At 39.1% G+C, this 18,080-nt stretch carries 19 protein-coding genes; 6 read left to right on the top strand and 13 right to left on the bottom strand.

Annotated elements, in window-relative coordinates; all coding sequences use genetic code 11:
* Positions 1–76: 76 nt before the first annotated feature.
* On the top strand, positions 77–778 hold the full coding sequence (locus tag NQT65_RS02270) for a metal-dependent hydrolase (RefSeq protein WP_024033592.1): 702 nt from the start codon (positions 77–79) through the stop codon (positions 776–778).
* Between the two features lie 395 nt (positions 779–1,173).
* Positions 1,174–1,776 (top strand): thiamine biosynthesis protein ThiC, encoded by a 603-nt coding sequence (locus tag NQT65_RS02265; protein WP_256850392.1) that lies wholly within the window; start codon positions 1,174–1,176, stop codon positions 1,774–1,776.
* A 422-nt stretch (positions 1,777–2,198) separates the two neighbouring features.
* Here NQT65_RS02265 and NQT65_RS02260 read toward each other — a convergent pair whose 3' ends face one another.
* The 6 genes from NQT65_RS02260 to NQT65_RS02235 form a co-directional block, all read right to left on the bottom strand.
* On the bottom strand, positions 2,199–4,109 hold the full coding sequence (locus NQT65_RS02260) for an SMC family protein (protein ID WP_256850391.1): 1,911 nt from the start codon (positions 4,107–4,109) through the stop codon (positions 2,199–2,201).
* The gene (locus tag NQT65_RS02255) at positions 4,102–4,596 is read right to left on the bottom strand and encodes an ABC-three component system middle component 5 (protein WP_256850390.1); all 495 of its coding nucleotides are present in this window, start codon (positions 4,594–4,596) and stop codon (positions 4,102–4,104) included. Before NQT65_RS02255 ends, NQT65_RS02260 begins: the two co-directional genes overlap by 8 nt.
* The gene (locus NQT65_RS02250) at positions 4,596–5,210 is read right to left on the bottom strand and encodes an ABC-three component system protein (RefSeq protein WP_256850389.1); all 615 of its coding nucleotides are present in this window, start codon (positions 5,208–5,210) and stop codon (positions 4,596–4,598) included. The genes NQT65_RS02255 and NQT65_RS02250 overlap by 1 nt, the downstream gene beginning before the upstream one ends.
* Positions 5,210–5,566, bottom strand: a complete 357-nt coding sequence (locus tag NQT65_RS02245; protein WP_256850388.1) for a hypothetical protein — start codon at positions 5,564–5,566, stop codon at positions 5,210–5,212. The genes NQT65_RS02250 and NQT65_RS02245 overlap by 1 nt, the downstream gene beginning before the upstream one ends.
* Positions 5,567–5,787: 221 nt before the next feature.
* Complete coding sequence (locus NQT65_RS02240; RefSeq protein ID WP_256850387.1) at positions 5,788–6,435, bottom strand: hypothetical protein; 648 nt, start codon at positions 6,433–6,435, stop codon at positions 5,788–5,790.
* 265 nt (positions 6,436–6,700) lie between these two features.
* On the bottom strand, positions 6,701–7,297 hold the full coding sequence (locus NQT65_RS02235) for a cold shock domain-containing protein (RefSeq protein WP_256850386.1): 597 nt from the start codon (positions 7,295–7,297) through the stop codon (positions 6,701–6,703).
* A gap of 415 nt (positions 7,298–7,712) precedes the next feature.
* On the opposite strand from NQT65_RS02235, the gene NQT65_RS02230 reads away from it, so the two are divergent.
* Together NQT65_RS02230 and NQT65_RS02225 are read left to right on the top strand one after the other, a co-directional pair.
* The gene (locus NQT65_RS02230; protein ID WP_438269812.1) at positions 7,713–7,961 is read left to right on the top strand and encodes a trimeric intracellular cation channel family protein; all 249 of its coding nucleotides are present in this window, start codon (positions 7,713–7,715) and stop codon (positions 7,959–7,961) included.
* A gap of 91 nt (positions 7,962–8,052) precedes the next feature.
* Positions 8,053–8,595 (top strand): trimeric intracellular cation channel family protein, encoded by a 543-nt coding sequence (locus NQT65_RS02225; protein WP_256850385.1) that lies wholly within the window; start codon positions 8,053–8,055, stop codon positions 8,593–8,595.
* A gap of 76 nt (positions 8,596–8,671) precedes the next feature.
* On the opposite strand, the gene NQT65_RS02220 is transcribed toward NQT65_RS02225, so the two are convergent.
* Positions 8,672–9,181, bottom strand: coding sequence for a DUF421 domain-containing protein (locus tag NQT65_RS02220; protein ID WP_256850384.1), 510 nt, complete (start codon positions 9,179–9,181; stop codon positions 8,672–8,674).
* A 185-nt stretch (positions 9,182–9,366) separates the two neighbouring features.
* On the opposite strand from NQT65_RS02220, the gene gloA reads away from it, so the two are divergent.
* Positions 9,367–9,894, top strand: a complete 528-nt coding sequence (gene gloA / locus NQT65_RS02215; protein WP_024033580.1) for a lactoylglutathione lyase — start codon at positions 9,367–9,369, stop codon at positions 9,892–9,894.
* Positions 9,895–9,977: 83 nt separating this feature from the next.
* Here gloA and htpX read toward each other — a convergent pair whose 3' ends face one another.
* From htpX to bioB, 6 genes are all read right to left on the bottom strand, one after another.
* Positions 9,978–10,841, bottom strand: coding sequence for a protease HtpX (gene htpX, locus NQT65_RS02210; protein WP_024033579.1), 864 nt, complete (start codon positions 10,839–10,841; stop codon positions 9,978–9,980).
* A gap of 229 nt (positions 10,842–11,070) precedes the next feature.
* Positions 11,071–12,642 (bottom strand): FAD-dependent oxidoreductase, encoded by a 1,572-nt coding sequence (locus NQT65_RS02205; protein WP_256850383.1) that lies wholly within the window; start codon positions 12,640–12,642, stop codon positions 11,071–11,073.
* A 145-nt stretch (positions 12,643–12,787) separates the two neighbouring features.
* Positions 12,788–13,471 carry a dethiobiotin synthase gene (bioD, locus tag NQT65_RS02200; RefSeq protein ID WP_256844993.1) on the bottom strand — a complete coding sequence of 228 codons (684 nt, stop codon included), beginning with the start codon at positions 13,469–13,471 and terminating at the stop codon, positions 12,788–12,790.
* 29 nt (positions 13,472–13,500) lie between these two features.
* Complete coding sequence (locus NQT65_RS02195; protein WP_256850382.1) at positions 13,501–14,397, bottom strand: methyltransferase domain-containing protein; 897 nt, start codon at positions 14,395–14,397, stop codon at positions 13,501–13,503.
* Positions 14,394–15,551 (bottom strand): aminotransferase class I/II-fold pyridoxal phosphate-dependent enzyme, encoded by a 1,158-nt coding sequence (locus NQT65_RS02190; protein WP_256850381.1) that lies wholly within the window; start codon positions 15,549–15,551, stop codon positions 14,394–14,396. The genes NQT65_RS02195 and NQT65_RS02190 overlap by 4 nt, the downstream gene beginning before the upstream one ends.
* A gap of 11 nt (positions 15,552–15,562) precedes the next feature.
* Positions 15,563–16,603, bottom strand: a complete 1,041-nt coding sequence (gene bioB, locus NQT65_RS02185; RefSeq protein WP_004586639.1) for a biotin synthase BioB — start codon at positions 16,601–16,603, stop codon at positions 15,563–15,565.
* 92 nt (positions 16,604–16,695) lie between these two features.
* On the opposite strand from bioB, the gene bioA reads away from it, so the two are divergent.
* Positions 16,696–17,997, top strand: coding sequence for an adenosylmethionine--8-amino-7-oxononanoate transaminase (gene bioA / locus NQT65_RS02180; protein ID WP_256850380.1), 1,302 nt, complete (start codon positions 16,696–16,698; stop codon positions 17,995–17,997).
* Positions 17,998–18,080 lie beyond the last annotated feature (83 nt).

Genomic DNA, 18,080 nt, shown 5'->3' with positions numbered 1-18,080 from the left:
CTTACCTTTAAAGTAAATTGAACTATTAAGTTTTCAATTGCTAAAATGCCCACCTATTTTTCTATCAAGAGATACAATGGCAAATTTCAATACTCATCTTAATACTGCAGTCATCATCACAGGTTTAGGCTCGGCCACTTTATTAACTGCAGGCCATATTGATTTAAACGGCGCACTTTGGTTATGGTTTTTAGGCTCAATTGGCGGCTTATTACCCGACATAGACTCAGATAACTCAACCTCGCTCAATACTATTTTTAACTTATTCGCACTGAGCGCTGTATTACTGGTGCTGCATTACATAACCACCGAGCTAATAATCGAAATTAGTTTTATAGAGCTAATCGTAGTGCCGTTATTGGTGTACGGGTTTATGAAATACATTATTAGGCCTATTTTTGAATGGATCACTGTGCACAGAGGCAGCTGCCACTCATTATTATTTTTAGTGCTATGCGCGCTGTTAACAACGCAAGTAACGTGGCAACTAAACGAGCAAACAACCACACAAGCAGCCACCTTTGCCTGGTTAACAGGTGGGTTTATTTTAATCGGCGGGTTAATTCATTTATTACTCGATGAAATTTACAGTGTAGATTTAAGCAATGTCACCATTAAACGCTCCTTTGGCACCGCGTTAAAAATAGCCGACTTCGACAATAAATTAATTACCTTGGCATCAATAATTGCCATTGCAGGTTTAATCTATGTAGCCCCGCCTACAGAGCAAACTATTACAGCATTAAGTGATTGGTCTCATTTTAGGCTTTTATCTTAATAAATAACATTTATAAAAATACCCATAAACATTGTTTGTGGGTATAAATGCTTTATTAAGCGATTGTTTTAATCACCTCTCGAATAAACAGCCGCTTTAGTTAGTCGAAGTCACTCCAACATTTAATTTAAAAGTTGATTCACAAAGAGGATAAGAGGCGCCTCGCTTTTATAGGCTTAACAGCTTAACTCAATGCGGCTTTGCCAATTTAAGTTTCATTAAAAGCGCAAGTTTTAGCCTATTTGATATTAATTATTATTTTTATTGGTTTTAGTGAAATAATTACTCCGCTTTACCTGTCTTATAGCAGCAATACTTTCATCTGTTTGATGTATGCAAAGCAACTGCAACTGCAACTTTTAAAGCGTCAAATATAAAATTATAAGAGGTACATAATGGAATTTACACATAAACGCACCACCCTAATTACAGCATCGTTATTGTTGGCGTTGGCGATAACTCAGGCTATTTTTACTGCCCTTTACAGTGCTGAAATTAGCTTTTCAAGACAGTATGCATGGGGACTAGAAGCCGTGCTGTTTACTGTGCTTGTGGCCTTTGCAAGTACCACTATGGTGCAAGCTAAAAACGCTCAACTAGGTTGGTCGGCTATCACATTTAGCGCAATACTTAACATAGTACAGGTAAGCATTGGCCTAACGTTGTTTTCAACATTTGGCAAAGTAGCAGGCACTGTAGAAGGCGCACAACCTTTAATTGGTGGTGTGGTGTCTTTATCATTCATGATTTACTACGCAGCTAAATTATTATTAGGATTAGCAGCTGTTGTTTTTGGCCTATCTTTCATTGCTAAAGGTGGCAAAGCCATTGGCGGCCTTTCAGCCCTAGCAGGCGCGGTTGCAATGCTTGCAAATGCTATTTTAATTATTGCTGGGCGTGATGGGTTCTTACCATCAGGCGTTGCTGGTGCATCGGGTATGATTGCAACATTACTTTTAGCAATCTGTTTATTTAGCCTTAACCGTAAAGCAGACTAAGGTTTAATACCTTTTTAGTTAGGTAGTTACTTAAATAAGTTATAAACATCGGCGTGTATTAGTGGTGCTAATTCGCCGATGTTTTATGTTTAGAGCATTGCCCGATTGCAATAAGTGGCTTTTTCAAAGTCGCTTATATTCATAGCTATATTCGGTACATCAGGAAACAAATCCACCAGCTTATTAACTATTTGCTCTGAAAGATTCGCTTTCTGCTCAGTTGTACGCCCTTGCATTATATGCGCAAAAATATAAATAAAGCTTTCCCGCTTATTACCCACACAGTAAGTTTTGAATGGATTTATTCTTACTTTTTATCACCCTCATCAAATAGCCCTGTTGAATAGCTACACGGTGAAATGAAGTCAAGATTTGACCCCGTTGTCTTCCATTGTCTTTAGAGGGTATTTCATGTGAAAATGTTAGACATTAATTACATTCCCCACGTAATACGGACCAACACCATATTCATCATTATTTAAATCATCTAAAGCCATTGAGGTACAAAGTATTATTTGAAAGTCTTTTTTATCTTTAAACATTTCTACGATGGAACGTTGAAAGTTATGACTTCTAAAAGCTTTCATGCCACCATTTTCAATGGCATCCAGCATTAAAAATCTCGGTAGTCTGTAAAGCGGATCTGACAATGACTCTAGTAAAGCAGCAAGATAAAAAGCGTTCTTTTTTATATAGTTAGAGCTACCTGAAAATTTCACCCTTCCATCTATTAGTGTTCTATCTCTTGAAAAATCAATTTCAATATCATTACTCCCCGCAGCCGCGAAAACTTCTTCATAAGGCTTTCCATTATCTCGTAAATCGGAGTGAAGAATAGGTAACATATTTTTACAGATTCCTAGGTTAACCTTATCTCTTCTCTTTTTGCTAGAGACTGCAGCGGCTACAATTTTTTCACGGAGATCTGTAATTGTGCTATTCAGCTCGGATTTCTTAGATTTATATTTATCTAAATCGCTGATTATTTTGATTTGTTTTTCAATATTTTTAATTTCAGACTCTAAATACCCAATCTTCTTTGATCTTTTAATCAACCCCTGAGTTTCTATATCTACAGTTTTTGAACTTGACTGTAACTCACTTTGAGAATTTTTTAGGTGAGACTCTGCAATTATATGTGCAGATTTTAGACCTTCTAAATGGCTTTTGTAATCACCTAAAACTTTCGCATTGCTTTTAATTTGAAAATCAAGCTCTGTCAAAATTTGCATATAATTATTCGAATGATTAGACGCTTTATTTGGGGCATTACATAAATGGCAAGTATCCTCATTTGAAGAATTAATCTCTTCCAAGCAGCAAGGACAGTGTGTGTACTTCATTGCACCTATGCAATCAAAAGCAGATTTTGATTCTAACAATGATTTTTTTCTAAAATCGAGTGAGTCTCCAAATAGTTCACAATCAACTATTTCACCAGTTGTTGCTTGTATTTCAATATTTAAAGACTGAAGTTGTCGGCTAAAAAGTTCGACTTTCTTTTCTAGATCCTTGTACTTAGATGCAGAATCGACTTCAATTTCAGTAGTTGCTTTTAAGTCAATACCTTTATCATGTAAAGATACAATCTCATCAGAAATATTTATTACTTGTGTATTTAAAACATCAAGAGTTAAACCTGAATCACTTCCTAATACTTTATACATTGCATTTAAATCAGCAGCTACCTTATCAAATTCTCTTTCTGCCAAAATAAGTTGTTGTCTCAATTTATGCGTGTCAAGATTATCTAAGCCCAATAAAAATTCAGCAATTGCAGTTCGTATACCTTCACTATCACCACGAGGATTATCTTCTGCACGAAAAATTTTTGTAGATCCAGTTTCTTGATCTACATATAGGAATCTAAGAATTTGGTGCATTGTCAAATTGGCATAATCATCAGACTTATGATTGTCCCAGCCTAACAAATCAAACATTTGTTGTGAAAAAGAAACTCGTTCACCAGATTCACTTCTTCTAGGGCCAAATTTTTTCCAACCTAGATTATCTAAGCTTGTAACATCATAAGAACCATCTTGGATTCGTATTGGGGGAATTTTACCCTTTTCAATATCTCTTTTTATTGTAAAGGAAGTTCCATTAATATTAATCTGACAATATATTTCATCACAGTGATCTGCAGGGTAGAGCCATTGATTGTCTTTAATTTCTCCGCCAAGAACATAAAATAAAAGCTCTAATATTGTTGTTTTTCCAACAGAGTGATCACCCCTAATAACATTTATTCCTTGGTGAAACTCTTCATCATAAACACTACTTCCTGACTTTATGATTACTAGGCGCTCTACAAAAAAATTTGACCTAATCATATTTATATTCCATTAATCCACTTTTAGCCTTAAGACCATTATCCCCATCCAATTTAACTTTAGGTAAACACTCAACAAGGATTTTAAAAAGATCACTCTTTGTAAATTTATCTTTTTTAAATTCCTGAATTAGTTCATTTGGAAGGTTATGTTTTTCGAGACTTACAATATTGCGTTCAATATTAATTAAAGATCTCTGATACAATGAAAAAATTGCTGCTTCGTGTGTTGAATGCATTTCAAAAAACAGACTACTTGGGCTTGGTGTTAACTCAAATGAATCACTTATATTACTAATTTTTTTTGCTTGATAGTTTAATGGTCTTGGAAAGCTTTCCATGCGTTTTAATAGATGGGGATATACATAATAAAAACTAACAATTTTTAGCATGTCACAATGTACTTTATTATTCTTCGCCCCATATAAGATATTCAATATTCTATAAGAACAATGATTTACATCGTGAGCTGGATGATAAATAATCATTATACCCACTCCACATGACACTTTTCTGTAAGGAAATACAACATCCCTTCAATTAACTCAGTAGTGATATAGCCGCCAGCTAAGCTTACCTCTTGATTTAAGGGCTCAACAATAACGGTATTAATCATCGTTTTAATAGTAAAATCGTCTACACCATCTTTAATCAAAGGGACTATATGTGAGCGAAACCTTGTTATAATAAGGCTTAAAACATGATTGAATATAATTTGATATGACTTTATGTTCTGAAACCTTAAAATCATTTTTGAAGCTTTCTGACTAGATATAAGGGCCTCATCAAGAAAAACAGCTTTATTTGCTTTGATTAATTTGTCTTCTAGCCCAATTACTTCTCTAGACTCGCTATCTTTAATTTTACTTTCAAGCTCTTCAAGAACATAAAGATAAATGGGGCTTTCTTCTTTCAATTTTTCATGTTCATTTATTAATACCTTAAGAGACTCAGCTCCCACTGAAATGTTATATGATGGAATTTTAACCACCGTACTTCCAATATTTAAGTCTCCACCAATATCATTATCTTTAATTTCATTACCAGAAATATCTTTAGAATAAATTGGAGTTAATGATCTATCTTGGTCTTGTATACTCATTATTTACTACCAATGTTTATAGAGCCTTCTAACTTGTTTTTAGAAATTTTGTTGTCGACAATACTCGTATCTATACTACCAACTGATAAATCATTACCTACTTCATTATCACAAATTTCATTCCTTTTAATCTTCTTCCCTGTTGGTTCTACCTTATTTTTTTCATTACTACTACGTATCCATAACCACCCCATAATTACACAAAAAGAAAATATGATAATAAGGAGCGTGAAATTTAAATACATACTCGTTTTAAAAATTTCAGAAGTAGATAAATAGCTTTTAATCAGTTCAACAAAAACCCAAGCGGCTATCGCTGATGGTCCCGCGATTTTCAATGCACTCTTCCAATCCATAAACTCACTTGCCCTTAAAATAATTAATATAAACATCAGCAGAAGGCACATTGTAATAAACTAGGCTGTAGAACAACTACATCATCCTAAATCACTAAACTATCTTCTTTAATCAACGCTAAGCTTTTAAAGAATTCGGTTCTGCGTTCGGAAACCATAATATATGAAGTAAAGCGGAATTAACCAACAGTCCTTTGTCCCGCTCTAAACGCATATTATGTTTATTTTTTATCAGTAATTGCTTCAATACCCTTAATTACAAATTGCTTGGAATATAAAGGAGACTTAAAGCGAACTTTAGTCATTTTAACTGCAGAAGAAATTAAAGCACTTATAGCTTCAGCTAAACCTTCTTCTTTATACGCAGTTGAAGGCTCACCAATATTACTAAACCCCATATCAGGGTTTCGAGTAATACACTCTACTCTAGGATGATTTATTTCTTTTAAATATGTAAAAAAAGCATCTTTAGATATTACTAAACCAAACTCGCGCCAAGCATACTTTTTACCCCAATAATAGCCGTCCTGTGCAGTATGGCTGACACGGTCATCATTCTTTCCTTTATTAACTTCATGCTTGCCTTCAGATAGCTTTGTTGCATATAAGTAACTAAGCATAGGGTTAACTTCCGTGTTTTTTGATAAACATGATGTTTCTATTATTTTATTACCATGTTCGTCATCATAATAGCCAATATTATACCGTTCACCTTCTTTGACTTCAGGTGTACCGTTTGCCTCAAACTGGTACACAGTTTTTGTTGTGGCAGGTTTAAAGGAGTGAACGAATTTTCCATTACCGATTGGTTCAATTTTATAATCACTGACAATTAAATCGTGAATAGTTTTTAGATCTCTAGACTTCATTACATCTCCTTATGATGGAATAGGCAGAACAACTTATTTAACGCACCAAAACGGCATCTAATAATTTATTGATAATTATTCTTAATAACTCTATTAAAAACAAATAACTACATGATTTATTTGCAGGCTTCGTTACTTAACCCCATAACGCCTTTTAATAATGTTATGGGACAAAACTTAACTCACTGTATTTATACACAGCGATTAATTAATTCTATTTTTTCAACCTAACATTTAACTAAAAAGCGTATAACTACCCAAGCCGCTAAAACCTTGTATCGTTCTCACAAGGATCGCCATCTCTATCGCCATCCATTTTTGTATTTGGGCAGTTATTTATAAAAAACACCGCCTCTGCACGGGAAGTCATTTGGCTACAGTGCTGCCTGCCGTCACAGGTAAAGTTTTGTGTGTTTTTTGGAATCACAATTTGTGGGTATTGCTCATCAAACGTCGCTAAATCGGCGTTGGTAATAACGGGAGTGTGGTTATTAAATTGCTCGTTACTTTTATAATGGCTGTATTTATTTACTGCGATGAAGCCAAGTACAGCGATAATACTAATTGAGGCGACTTTGCCTAAAAAACTATCAGTAAAATTAGATTTAGCAACCCGATGATGGTTTGATTTTTTAGGCGTGACTTTAAGCGCAGCTACGCCTTCTATCCGGCAATTTACGGCTTTGGTTTTACCATCGGGCTGTGTAGCGACTTCAAAATAAAGGGTGTCGCCCACTTTAGGTTTGCGGCTCATATGTTTGAGCGCTGAAATGTGTATAAAGGTGTCGTGCGCTAGGGTGTCTGATTTAATAAAACCAAAGCCCTTTTCGTCATTCCACGCTTTTAACAATCCTTTGTTCATGTATTTACCTGTGCTGATTAAGCTGCGATTACGCAAATTCCATTTAAGTTAAGAGTCGTTAGTATACGTTCCTAAATTACTACCACGCAACCAAATATTCATATTAGGTTAATTTAAACACACCAATTGGTTGGCAAAACCTTAACCGTATAGGGAAAATACCGAGCTTTGAAGTTTAAAATGCAGCAATAAAATAGCCTGTTTTATTTTATAAATTACGGCCATTTGTCCTTTATTCTAGGACTGCTAACTTTTGCGAAGCGATTAGCTTAACAGCTTGTTTACACTGGTTTTTGTTATTAGTTATTTCTATCTGAATTAAGCGTTTTTAGTGTGATTTTTCATTCGTTATTTACTTAATTTATCTATACAATCCACACCTTATTTTTACGTGCAATTTTCAAGTGATTATCTCATGCTACTAACCGTTGTTTATATTATTGGTATTACCGCAGAAGCCATGACCGGCGCACTTAGCGCAGGGAGAATGAAAATGGATTGGTTTGGCGTTGTACTGGTTGCCAGTGCAACAGCAATTGGTGGTGGCAGTGTGCGAGATATTTTACTTGGCAATTACCCACTTACCTGGGTTCAGCACCCAGAGTATCTATCAGGGCGTGCTGACTTTTGTGGGTTGAGATTTGTTCAATCTAAGGGCGATTAAATCGCGGCGCGAGGTTTGTAACCTAGTGGGCTAAGTAAAAACCGAGCAACAATGAGTTAATCGCCCTAAGGAAGAATCCAAAGGGCAGCACATGTTTGGTCTTTTTGCTGCGTTATCGTCTATTTATGGGGAACAACCACACTGCATAGACTCTGCCTTGCCTAAAACCAAACATACTGCTGCAAATCCAACCACCAAAGGTCAACTCGCCCTAACCTGTATAGCGGGCATTGTTACTACGTGGCTGGCTAAGTGGGTGGTTAAATTTAAAGGCATTTTTATGCGCTTAGATGCGCTAGGGCTTGCGGCGTTTAGCATTATTGGCTGCCAAGTGGGGCTAAATATGGGCTTGCACTATGGTATTTGTGTAGTGGCTGCGGTTGTAACCGGTGTTTTTGGTGGCTTACTGCGAGATTTAATATGTCGCCAAGCACCTTTAGTACTACATAACGAGCTATACGCGAGTGTATCGTTACTGGTTGCCTGCTTATTCTTGGCACTGCACCATTACAATATTGATGACAACATCAGCATTATTGTAAGCCTTGTTGCAGGCTACTTAATACGTATGGCATCAATTCGCTTTAAGTGGCGTTTACCTACCTTTAGTTTGTTAGAGCAGCACGCTAAATAAATTAGGCTTTAAAACAAATTAAGGCAGGTATTAAACCTGACTTAATTAATATAAGTATAAGTACTAGCGCCTTACTTTATTGCTCGCTTACATCACTCAGCGCGGTTTTTAACCCACTGTTATTTTGCTTTAGTACGCTAAAACTGCCGTCGGTTTCTAGCACTACAGCGGCTACATCTTCTATGGCTAATATACCCGCACCACGAATGGCGGCGCGAATTTCTGATTTAGTTACCCGCTGCGATTTAAGTGCCGCCGCGCAATATTCTCCATTACTCAGCAATAGCGTAGGCTCTGCTTTTATAAGCGAAGCAAATTTAGATGAGCGCACACTTAGCCACGTAATAAAATATTGCAGCCCTATTAACACAACAAACGCGAGCATGCCCTCTAGCAGCGCAACGCTTTTTGTAATAATCACCGAGGCTAAAATAGAGCCCAGCGCAATAGTGACTATAAAGTCGAACACGTTCCATTTAGAAAGCGTACGCTTACCCGATATACGCAGCCAAAACACCAGCGCTACATAACCCAGCACGCCAATAATAAGTACGCGTATTAAGCCCTGCATATCATCAAAAAACATAGTTACTCCCTGTAGTTAAAATTACGTATAGCCTTTAGTTAAACCGTACATGCTTACAAATTAAAACTGTATGAATAAGATAGGCAATAGTAATTTAAAGCAGTTTAAATTTAGACGATGGTTGATTATGATAACTTAAGCATTATATCTAAGTTTTCGCTTCTTAATTTATACAAAGGATTACCATGTCTAGCTATAACGAATCGCCAGAGCAAATTGAACAGGCCACTAAAGGCTATGTGATGCAGCAAACTATGTTGCGTATTAAAGATCCCAAACCGTCGCTCGAATTTTATCAAAATGTATTAGGTATGAAGCTGTTAGGTAAGTATGACTTTCCTGAAATGAAGTTTACACTGTACTTTTTAGGCTACGAGCCAGAGCAGCCGCAAGGTGATGATAAAACCAAAGCTAAATGGGTATTTGGTCGCCCTGCACTAATCGAGCTTACCCATAACTGGGGTACAGAAGACGACGATAGCTTTGAGGGCTACCACAGCGGTAACCAAGAGCCTAAAGGCTTTGGCCATATTGGTATTAGCGTACCCGATGTATACGCCGCGAGTGAGCGCTTTGCAAAATACGATGTAGAATTTGTTAAAAAGCCAGATGATGGTTCAATGAAGGGCTTAGCATTTATAAAAGACCCTGACGGCTACTGGATTGAAATACTTTCACCTGAGGGCATTACCGATATTATTTTTGGTAAATAACTTTAACCCTTGATAAACCAGTTACCACATACTAAAAAGCCAGCTAATGAGCTGGCTTTTTCTGTTTTTAAATAAGGGTTAGCTTATTTACGCAGGGCGTCTATTCGCGCATCAAGCGGTGGGTGAGATGAAAACAGTTCAGCCATACCTTTACCACTTGCTATACCAAAGGCCATCATGGAGCCTTGTAATTGTGAAGGATGGTTTTGCTTTAACCGCTCAAGAGCTGAGCGCATTTTGTCTGCACCTACTAATTTAGCTGCGCCGCTGTCGGCTGCAAATTCACGCTTACGGCTGTAACTTGCTACCACTATGCTTGCAAGCACACCAAATACAACTTGGAATAACATGTCGAATAAAAAGTAAGACCAGCTACTACCGCCCTCTTCTTCATCGCCATTTAAAAAGTTATCAACTATGCCTGCCAGTACTTTTGCGGCAAATATTACAAAGGTATTTACCACGCCTTGTATTAGCGTAAGTGTAACCATGTCGCCATTAGCAACGTGCGATACTTCGTGGGCAAGTACGGCTTCGGCTTGGTCTTGATTCATGTTATGTAATAAACCTGTGCTAACCGCCACCAGCGAGTTGTTTTTACTTGGGCCGGTTGCAAAGGCGTTCATTTCTGGGCTGTCGTAAATTGCTACTTCAGGCATTTTTATACCTGCTTTTTGCGCTTGTGCTGATACAGTTTGTACAAGCCAGTGCTCGGTTTCGTTGCGCGGTTGAGTAATTACCTGTGCGCCCGTTGATTTTTTAGCAATCCACTTAGACATAAATAACGAAATAAACGAGCCACCAAAGCCAAATACAGAGGCTATAAGTAATATTCCGCCAAGGCTACGATGGCTTAAACCCAGCGCGCTCATTATTATTGAAAGCACTACACCTAATACCAACATAACCGCTAGGTTAGTTAATAAAAACAAAAATATACGTTTCATATTGTCCTCACAAAAATAGGTTTGATCACCGAACATAAAATAAAATTAGGTTAAAGCAATCATTACGCTATGACACACTATGTCATCACGTTGAGGCTATTCTGTGACAAACTATGTCATAACGCAAGGGTTATTTGCAGGTTTATTAATAAATTTTTTGAGGAGTTTAAAAAGGGAGTAAAGTGTGGCGTAACACAATTATTAAACCTCGTTACGCCAATAAAAACAATTAGTTGCTGGTTATTCCGCTACTTGTAATGCAATTATTAATCGTTGCCATATCTGTAGGAAAACCGCGCTCTTTTGCGAGTAATTGTGCCACCTTGGTTATATCTGCATGGTTGTGTTGTTGAAGATACGTCCACTGGTGATGAGTACGATGCTCATTTATGTGCGCATCGTCGCTTATTAGGCCAAGTTTAGTAAATTCAGCCACTATTTCATCAGCAGCGATTAAGGTAGATGACGCTTTTACGTTTTCGGCTCGTGCGTAGCTAATATGCGAATATAAGCTAACATCGGCGACGCGCAAGGTGTCGTCTTCTCCTGGGATTTGCTGGCCACCAAACAAGGCATTGTTTTGCGTGTTGGCGTTTTTAAATGCAGGAACAAACTCGGCTACATAATCAATGGCTTTTTGGCTACGTGCTTTTAGTACCTGCTGATCCCACCCATTGTTTATGTAATTTAAGTATTTAGCTGGCAATTGCGGCTGTGCACTTTGTTCGTTGGTATCGGCTAGACCATCGTTAAACAAGGTAATTGAGTTGGTCATACCATGAATTTGATAATAGCCATTAGGATAAGGCGTTAGCTGTGCCATGCCCTCTGGCGTGCCACGGTTACCATAAATAATAATTTCTGGTATTTGCCCGCCAGCACCTTGCCAATGCGTAATGTAAGAGGCTTTAAATTCGACCATACGTTTGGCCTCTACGCCTACCATGTCATCTACAATACCGGTTTGAAAGCCGCAAGCATTAATAAGGTAGTCTACCTCTAGTGTTTGCGTAGAGTCGCTTTGGTTGTTTTGGTATTCAATTTTCCAGGTTGGCGATTGGTTATTGGCACTGGTTTGCTCAGCTTGGCTAACTTGCTTTACCTCTGTGCTGGTAAGTACATTAGCGTGTTCGTACTGGGCAAGCGCAAGTTGGGCGCTGGCCGATAACCTAAATATATTCCACCCGTATTCTTGAGCAACAATTAGCGGGTATTTTACTTTGTTTAAGTTTAGGTGCTTAGCAACGGGGATCATCCACTCATCTAGCGTTTTAGGCTCACTAACCTGCTCTTTTTTACTCAGCGCTATCATTTGTTCATGGCTATACAGCTGGTAGTAATTGTCGGGCTCACCAAGTACTTTGTTGTTAGGGTCTTGCTCTACTAACTCTTTATACGCGTTGGTGATTTTATTTAATCGTGGTAGTAAATCATCGGGTGAGTCGTCATCACGCGTTGGCACTGCAAACACGGTTGGGCGTACATCTATGGTGTAGGGGTATAGCCGTAAAATATCAATACATTGTTTGAGTAAATCTATGCAATCTTCGTCTGGTATTTCACGGTATAAATTACCACCGGCATGTAAATGGCACATAGGTGGGCCATCTATAAGTGACTTTTTTTTCTCAAAAATAGTGGTCTGAATCCCTAGCGCTGCCAATCGAATAGCTATTGTTGCCCCTGCTGTGCCGCCACCTAAAATGCCCACACGGGTTTTAGGCTGAGCACTTGGCTTTACCTCGGGTTCACCCGTTACCTGTGTGTTTTGAGCGAAGCGTTTAATATATGGGTGCGTCATGTAGCGGTTTATTTCCTTAGTAACAATAGCTTTAACTTGTAATATGTGTACTAAAGGGGGTAATTTCAAGGCGTAAATACAATTAATAAGCTCATGTATTTAATATAAAAACTGCTTTGCATTTAAAAACGCAAAGCAGTCACAATTAGCTCTGTATATTGAGGGTATTAAGTAAGGTTTTGTATATTTGTAGTTTAGGGGTTTGCTCGCTGTATGGGCTTATAGCCAAAATAGGAAATGGTAAGCGTGCCTTTAACGAATCAAGGTTAGCTTGGTATTCGTCCATATTTGGGTCAACTTGGTTGGCAATCCAGCCTACGCAGTTAATACCTAAACTTTGCATATGGGCAGCGGTGAGCAAAGCATGGTTTAAACAGCCTAGTTTCATGCCTACTACTAAAATTACGGGTAGTTGCTCGTCCTTAACCCAGTCGTATAAATAATCGGTATTATTAATTGGCAGTGCCCAGCCACCAGCGCCTTCGGTTAGGTGGTAATCGGCACCTTGCTGTTTTAGTGTTGAGTACGCTGTACTTAGTTTATCGAGCGTAATATTAACCCCTACTTGCTCTGCGGCTATGTGTGGCGCAATAGGCGGCGCAAAGGCAAAGGGGTTTATTACATCGTATTTAGCACTTACCGTGGCGCTTTCCATTAGCATTAGTGCATCGGCATTAACTAGCTGATCAAACGCCATTTCGCAGCCTGCGGCAAGTGGCTTAAAGCCAATTGCGTTTTTTTTATGTTGGGCAAGTAGCTTTAATAGCAAACTAGTCACGTGGGTTTTTCCGGCGTCGGTGTCGGTACCGGTAATAAAAAATTCTTTCATTTTACTGCCTTGATTAATTTTAATATTAGCTACTCATGGCTTTTTTGTAATGATAACAATACCACATGGTAAGATACACACGCTTGATTGTTTAAAAGCGGATACGCATTGCATACCCGTTGTAGCGCCGACTTAGTTAATAACCCTTGGCGTGAATTAGCATGATTTTGCGTTGTAGCACCAATGGCTTTAATAGATTTAATGGCTTTTAACGGGCTTGAATAACAATCGGTATAAATTACTTTTTGCGAGCTATTAATACTAAACCCTGCCTTTTGGACCGACTGGTTTATATAAGCGTGTGTATTAAAGGTATTTATATGGCTACGGTTATCAAGCGCTGCAAACGCTGTTTTAATTTCGTTAAGCGAACCCGCCACTACGGTACTTATATAAGCCTGCCCGCCAGGCTTTAAGCTTTTATAAAGCGAATGCATTAATTTTTCAAAATTAGCCGACCACTGCACTGCAAAGTTACTAAATATAGCATCAATACTGCTGGCTTGTAGCGGCAGGTTATCCATATCGGCGCAAACTTTTGGGTGAGTTAATGCAGCGCTTTTAAGCATGTTTAAGCTTAAATCTATCGCAATGACTTGGCCGTATTGTTTGCTTAGCTGCGAGGTATTAACCAGTGGGCCAGCTCCTAAATCTACACAGCGCTTATTTTGGTTGTGCGACTGGGAGTTTATTAATTTAAATAAATCGCTTGCTGCCTGTTTTTGTACATTAGCATGGCTGTTGTACTGCTCAGCTGCTTTAGAAAACTTATCACTCGCTCCCTTTTTAAGCGCTGTATGAGGGCGTACTTGTTCAGCACTTTGTATAAGCGCACTATTTTTTGAAGCCCCATTTATAGGTAAAAGCGCGGGCTTTTTATTTAAAGCTTGTTTGCTGTGGGTATGAGCTAAAGCCTGCGCAATCATGCTATGGCGCCTTTTAAGTGCTCAACAAGTGCTGTTATATCTGAATGGGTATGCGCCGATGTTAAGGTTACACGTAACCGCGCGGTATTGTGCGCAACCGTAGGTGGGCGAATAGCAGTTAGCCAAATACCCTGCTGTTTAAGCCTTTGTGCTGCGTGTAACGTTTGCTCGGCGCAGCCAAGTACAATGGGTTGAATAGCAGTGTTTGACTCCATTACCGCAATGGCGTGTTGTTTACAAAGCTGCTTAAAAAAAGCAATGTTACTACTAAGCTGCTCGCGTTTAACATCTGCACTTTTAATGGCTTGCAAGCGCGTAAGCGTAAGTGCTGCCATAAGCGGCGACATAGCGGTTGAATACGTGTAGTCGCGGTTAAACTGCAGCATGTAATTAATAAATTGGTTATTTGCTAATACACAGGCCCCGCTGCTTGCTACTGCTTTTCCAAAGGTAATAACCAGTATATCGGGAAGTGCTAAGCCTTCATCTAATAATGCCTCACAGCTACCTAAACCGGTTTTACCTAGTGCGCCAAAACCATGTGCATCGTCAATCATAAGCCAGGCATTGTGCTCTTTAGCTAAACCAAGCAGCTCTTTTATGGGGGCGGTATCGCCATCCATCGAAAACACCCCTTCGCTAATAATTAGCTTATTGTGTGCTTTTGATTTTTCGAGCCGCGAACGTAAATGCTTTAAATCGTTATGGTTAAAGCGGATCAATGCGGCGTTTGAATGCATTGCGCCGTCAATCAAACTGGCGTGGTTGAGTTTATCTTGAAAAATTGCACTGTTTTGCGCCGCACTTTTATCGTTAAACAGCGCTTTAATTACACTGCTATTTGCACTAAAGCCCGAGTTAAACAACATGCCAGCTTCGTAGCCAAGTGCACTACATAAGTATTGCTCAAGCTGTTGTTGCTGCGCCTGATACCCAGTTACTAAGGGTGAGCTGTGGCTACCGAGTACGTTGTTTTGCTCAAGGTTAATACTGCAATCACCAAAGCCTAGGTAATCATTACTGGCAAAATTAAGGTACGTTGCGTTATTTACCGTAATGGTACGTGCTGTAGCGCGCTGCACCACATGGCGTTTACGTAATAGCGCATGTTGCTGTTGTTGCTGCAAATGCGTATTTAAAAATTCAAATGGCATAAAGGGTAAGCTTAGGCTTCGTAAAATAAGGCTGACGTTGCTTTATCGGCCACTTGCGATGACAGTGATGCGGCAACGGCTTCGTCTGAGTAGTCTTGGTGTTTTTCTGGGTTCATGCCTAATTTTTTAATTAGCTTCATGTCGGCATCGGCCTCTGGGTTTTCGGTTGTGAGTAGCTTATCACCATAAAATATTGAGTTAGCGCCTGCAAAAAAGCACATTGATTGCATTTGCTCGTTCATGGCGCTGCGACCTGCCGATAAACGCACATAGCTGTGTGGCATCATAATACGGGCGGTAGCTATGGTACGTATAAATTCAAAATGATCTAAATCGTCTACGTTTTCAAGCGGTGTGCCTTTTACTTTTACCAGCATATTAATAGGTACGCTTTCAGGCTGTTGCGGTAAATTAGCCAGCTGCATTAATAAACCGTAACGGTCGCTTGCTTGCTCGCCCATACCGACTATACCGCCTGAGCATACTTTCATGCCGGCGTCACGTACGTGATCTATGGTGTTTAATCTGTCTTCAAAGGTGCGCGTTGATATAATTTGCTCGTAATATTCAGGCGAAGTGTCGAGGTTATGATTGTAGTAATCTAGCCCTGCGCTACTTAGCTCATGTGCTTTTTCGTTGGTAAGTTTACCAAGCGTCATACAGGTTTCTAGGCCAAGTTCTTTTACTTCTTTAACCATTTTAGAAATATACGGCATGTCTCTGTCTTTTGGATCTGACCATGCAGCGCCCATACAAAAACGGGTTGCGCCTTTTTGTTTAGCTAGGCGTGCTTGCTCTACCACTTTTTCTACTTCTAGTAGGCGCTCGCGCTCTAAGTCGGTTTTATAATGCCCCGATTGTGGACAGTATTTACAATCCTCTGGGCAAGCCCCTGTTTTAATAGATAATAAAGTAGATATTTGTACTTCGTTAGGATTAAAGTTAGCGCGATGAACCGATGCCGCCTTAAATAATAAATCGTTAAATGGCATTTCAAATAATGCCTTTACTTGGGCGTGGGTCCAATCGTGGCGAACAGGTGCAAGTTCCATAGTAGTCTCTTATTTTTCTCAGTGGTGATGTTGGATTAGTCTACGTCTTGAAGTACCATTGTCAACGAAACCCACCACGTTAAAGTTTACATATGAATAAAAAACAAACGATTGACCTTGATTTTGATCGTGACCATATTTGGCACCCTTACACATCAATGACACAGCCTATTCCGGTTTACCCTGTTACTCATGCAAATCATAATTTAATTTACCTAGAAACCGGCGAGCAACTCATTGATGGCATGGCCTCATGGTGGAGCGCAATTCATGGCTATAATCATCCGGTATTAAATAACGCCATGGTTGAACAAATTAATAGTATGAGCCATGTAATGTTTGGCGGCATTACCCATAACAGCGCGGTAGAGCTGTGTAAAAGGCTTATTACAATTACCCCAAAAAGTTTAACTAAGGTGTTTTTAGCCGATAGCGGATCGGTAAGTGTAGAAGTAGCGATTAAAATGGCGCTGCAATATTGGTTAAGCCAAGGGTTTACACACAAGCAAAAATTAATAACGCCGTATAAGGGTTATCATGGTGATACATTTGCCGCTATGAGCGTGTGCGATCCAGTTAATTCTATGCACAGTTTATATAAAGGTTTTTTACCAGAGCATGTGTTTGTACCCGCCCCTGTAAGTAAATTTAATGGCGAGTTTAACCAAGCAGAAGCCAAAACGCTTGAACAATACTTTAAAACGCACCACCACGAGGTAGCCGCCTTTATTATTGAGCCCATAGTACAAAACGCCGGCGGCATGAACTTTTATCACCCCGCGTATTTAGCCTGCGTTCGTAAATTATGCACGCAATATAATGTATTACTGATTTGTGATGAAATAGCCACAGGGTTTGGCCGCACAGGTAAATTATTTGCTGTAGAGCACGCTAATATAGAGCCAGATATTTTATGTATTGGTAAAGCCCTTACCGGTGGCTCAATGACGCTTTCGGCCACACTAACCAGTGATAAAATAGCCACAGGCATTAGCGAAGGCGAAGCTGGCGTTTTGATGCACGGACCTACATTTATGGGCAACCCGCTTGCCTGTGCGGTTGCGTGCGCCAGTATAGATTTACTTTTAGCGCAGGATTGGCAACAACGCATTAGCGATATAAACACTCAACTACAACAGCTTAAAAAGTGCAATGAATTAGATGCTGTTGCCAATGTGCGTACCTTAGGCGCAATAGGTGTTGTAGAGCTAACTGATGCTGCTGGCAATATAGATGTTGCTAAAATTCAAGCCTTTTTTGTAGAACAAGGCGTATGGATTAGACCCTTTGGTAAACTTATTTACCTAATGCCCCCGTATATAAGTGACTCAGCCAGTATAAACACCTTATGTGATGCCATTTACACTGCAATTGCAGGTAAGCATTACTGCTAAGCGTTAAATTATACCTAAGAGGCATAGTCATTATTTGCCTGTTAGGTATTAATTTTGCTCAGGTTTTGAGCTTTGCATTGACG

Source organism: Pseudoalteromonas agarivorans (genome assembly GCF_024518735.1).
Taxonomy (GTDB): domain Bacteria; phylum Pseudomonadota; class Gammaproteobacteria; order Enterobacterales; family Alteromonadaceae; genus Pseudoalteromonas; species Pseudoalteromonas atlantica.
Note: the sequence above shows the minus strand (reverse complement) of the source record. Positions and strands in the feature narration are given on the sequence as shown.

Excerpts from the sequence above, each read along its gene's own strand:
- NQT65_RS02270 (WP_024033592.1), top strand. The coding sequence starts at position 77 with ATGGCAAATTTCAATACTCATCTTAATACTGCAGTCATCATCACAGGT.
- NQT65_RS02265 (WP_256850392.1), top strand. The coding sequence starts at position 1,174 with ATGGAATTTACACATAAACGCACCACCCTAATTACAGCATCGTTATTG.
- NQT65_RS02260 (WP_256850391.1), bottom strand. The coding sequence starts at position 4,109 with ATGATTAGGTCAAATTTTTTTGTAGAGCGCCTAGTAATCATAAAGTCA.
- NQT65_RS02255 (WP_256850390.1), bottom strand. The coding sequence starts at position 4,596 with ATGATTATTTATCATCCAGCTCACGATGTAAATCATTGTTCTTATAGA.
- NQT65_RS02250 (WP_256850389.1), bottom strand. The coding sequence starts at position 5,210 with ATGAGTATACAAGACCAAGATAGATCATTAACTCCAATTTATTCTAAA.
- NQT65_RS02245 (WP_256850388.1), bottom strand. The coding sequence starts at position 5,566 with ATGGATTGGAAGAGTGCATTGAAAATCGCGGGACCATCAGCGATAGCC.
- NQT65_RS02240 (WP_256850387.1), bottom strand. The coding sequence starts at position 6,435 with ATGAAGTCTAGAGATCTAAAAACTATTCACGATTTAATTGTCAGTGAT.
- NQT65_RS02235 (WP_256850386.1), bottom strand. The coding sequence starts at position 7,297 with ATGAACAAAGGATTGTTAAAAGCGTGGAATGACGAAAAGGGCTTTGGT.
- NQT65_RS02230 (WP_438269812.1), top strand. The coding sequence starts at position 7,713 with ATGCTACTAACCGTTGTTTATATTATTGGTATTACCGCAGAAGCCATG.
- NQT65_RS02225 (WP_256850385.1), top strand. The coding sequence starts at position 8,053 with ATGTTTGGTCTTTTTGCTGCGTTATCGTCTATTTATGGGGAACAACCA.
- NQT65_RS02220 (WP_256850384.1), bottom strand. The coding sequence starts at position 9,181 with ATGTTTTTTGATGATATGCAGGGCTTAATACGCGTACTTATTATTGGC.
- gloA (WP_024033580.1), top strand. The coding sequence starts at position 9,367 with ATGTCTAGCTATAACGAATCGCCAGAGCAAATTGAACAGGCCACTAAA.
- htpX (WP_024033579.1), bottom strand. The coding sequence starts at position 10,841 with ATGAAACGTATATTTTTGTTTTTATTAACTAACCTAGCGGTTATGTTG.
- NQT65_RS02205 (WP_256850383.1), bottom strand. The coding sequence starts at position 12,642 with ATGACGCACCCATATATTAAACGCTTCGCTCAAAACACACAGGTAACG.
- bioD (WP_256844993.1), bottom strand. The coding sequence starts at position 13,471 with ATGAAAGAATTTTTTATTACCGGTACCGACACCGACGCCGGAAAAACC.
- NQT65_RS02195 (WP_256850382.1), bottom strand. The coding sequence starts at position 14,397 with ATGATTGCGCAGGCTTTAGCTCATACCCACAGCAAACAAGCTTTAAAT.
- NQT65_RS02190 (WP_256850381.1), bottom strand. The coding sequence starts at position 15,551 with ATGCCATTTGAATTTTTAAATACGCATTTGCAGCAACAACAGCAACAT.
- bioB (WP_004586639.1), bottom strand. The coding sequence starts at position 16,603 with ATGGAACTTGCACCTGTTCGCCACGATTGGACCCACGCCCAAGTAAAG.
- bioA (WP_256850380.1), top strand. The coding sequence starts at position 16,696 with ATGAATAAAAAACAAACGATTGACCTTGATTTTGATCGTGACCATATT.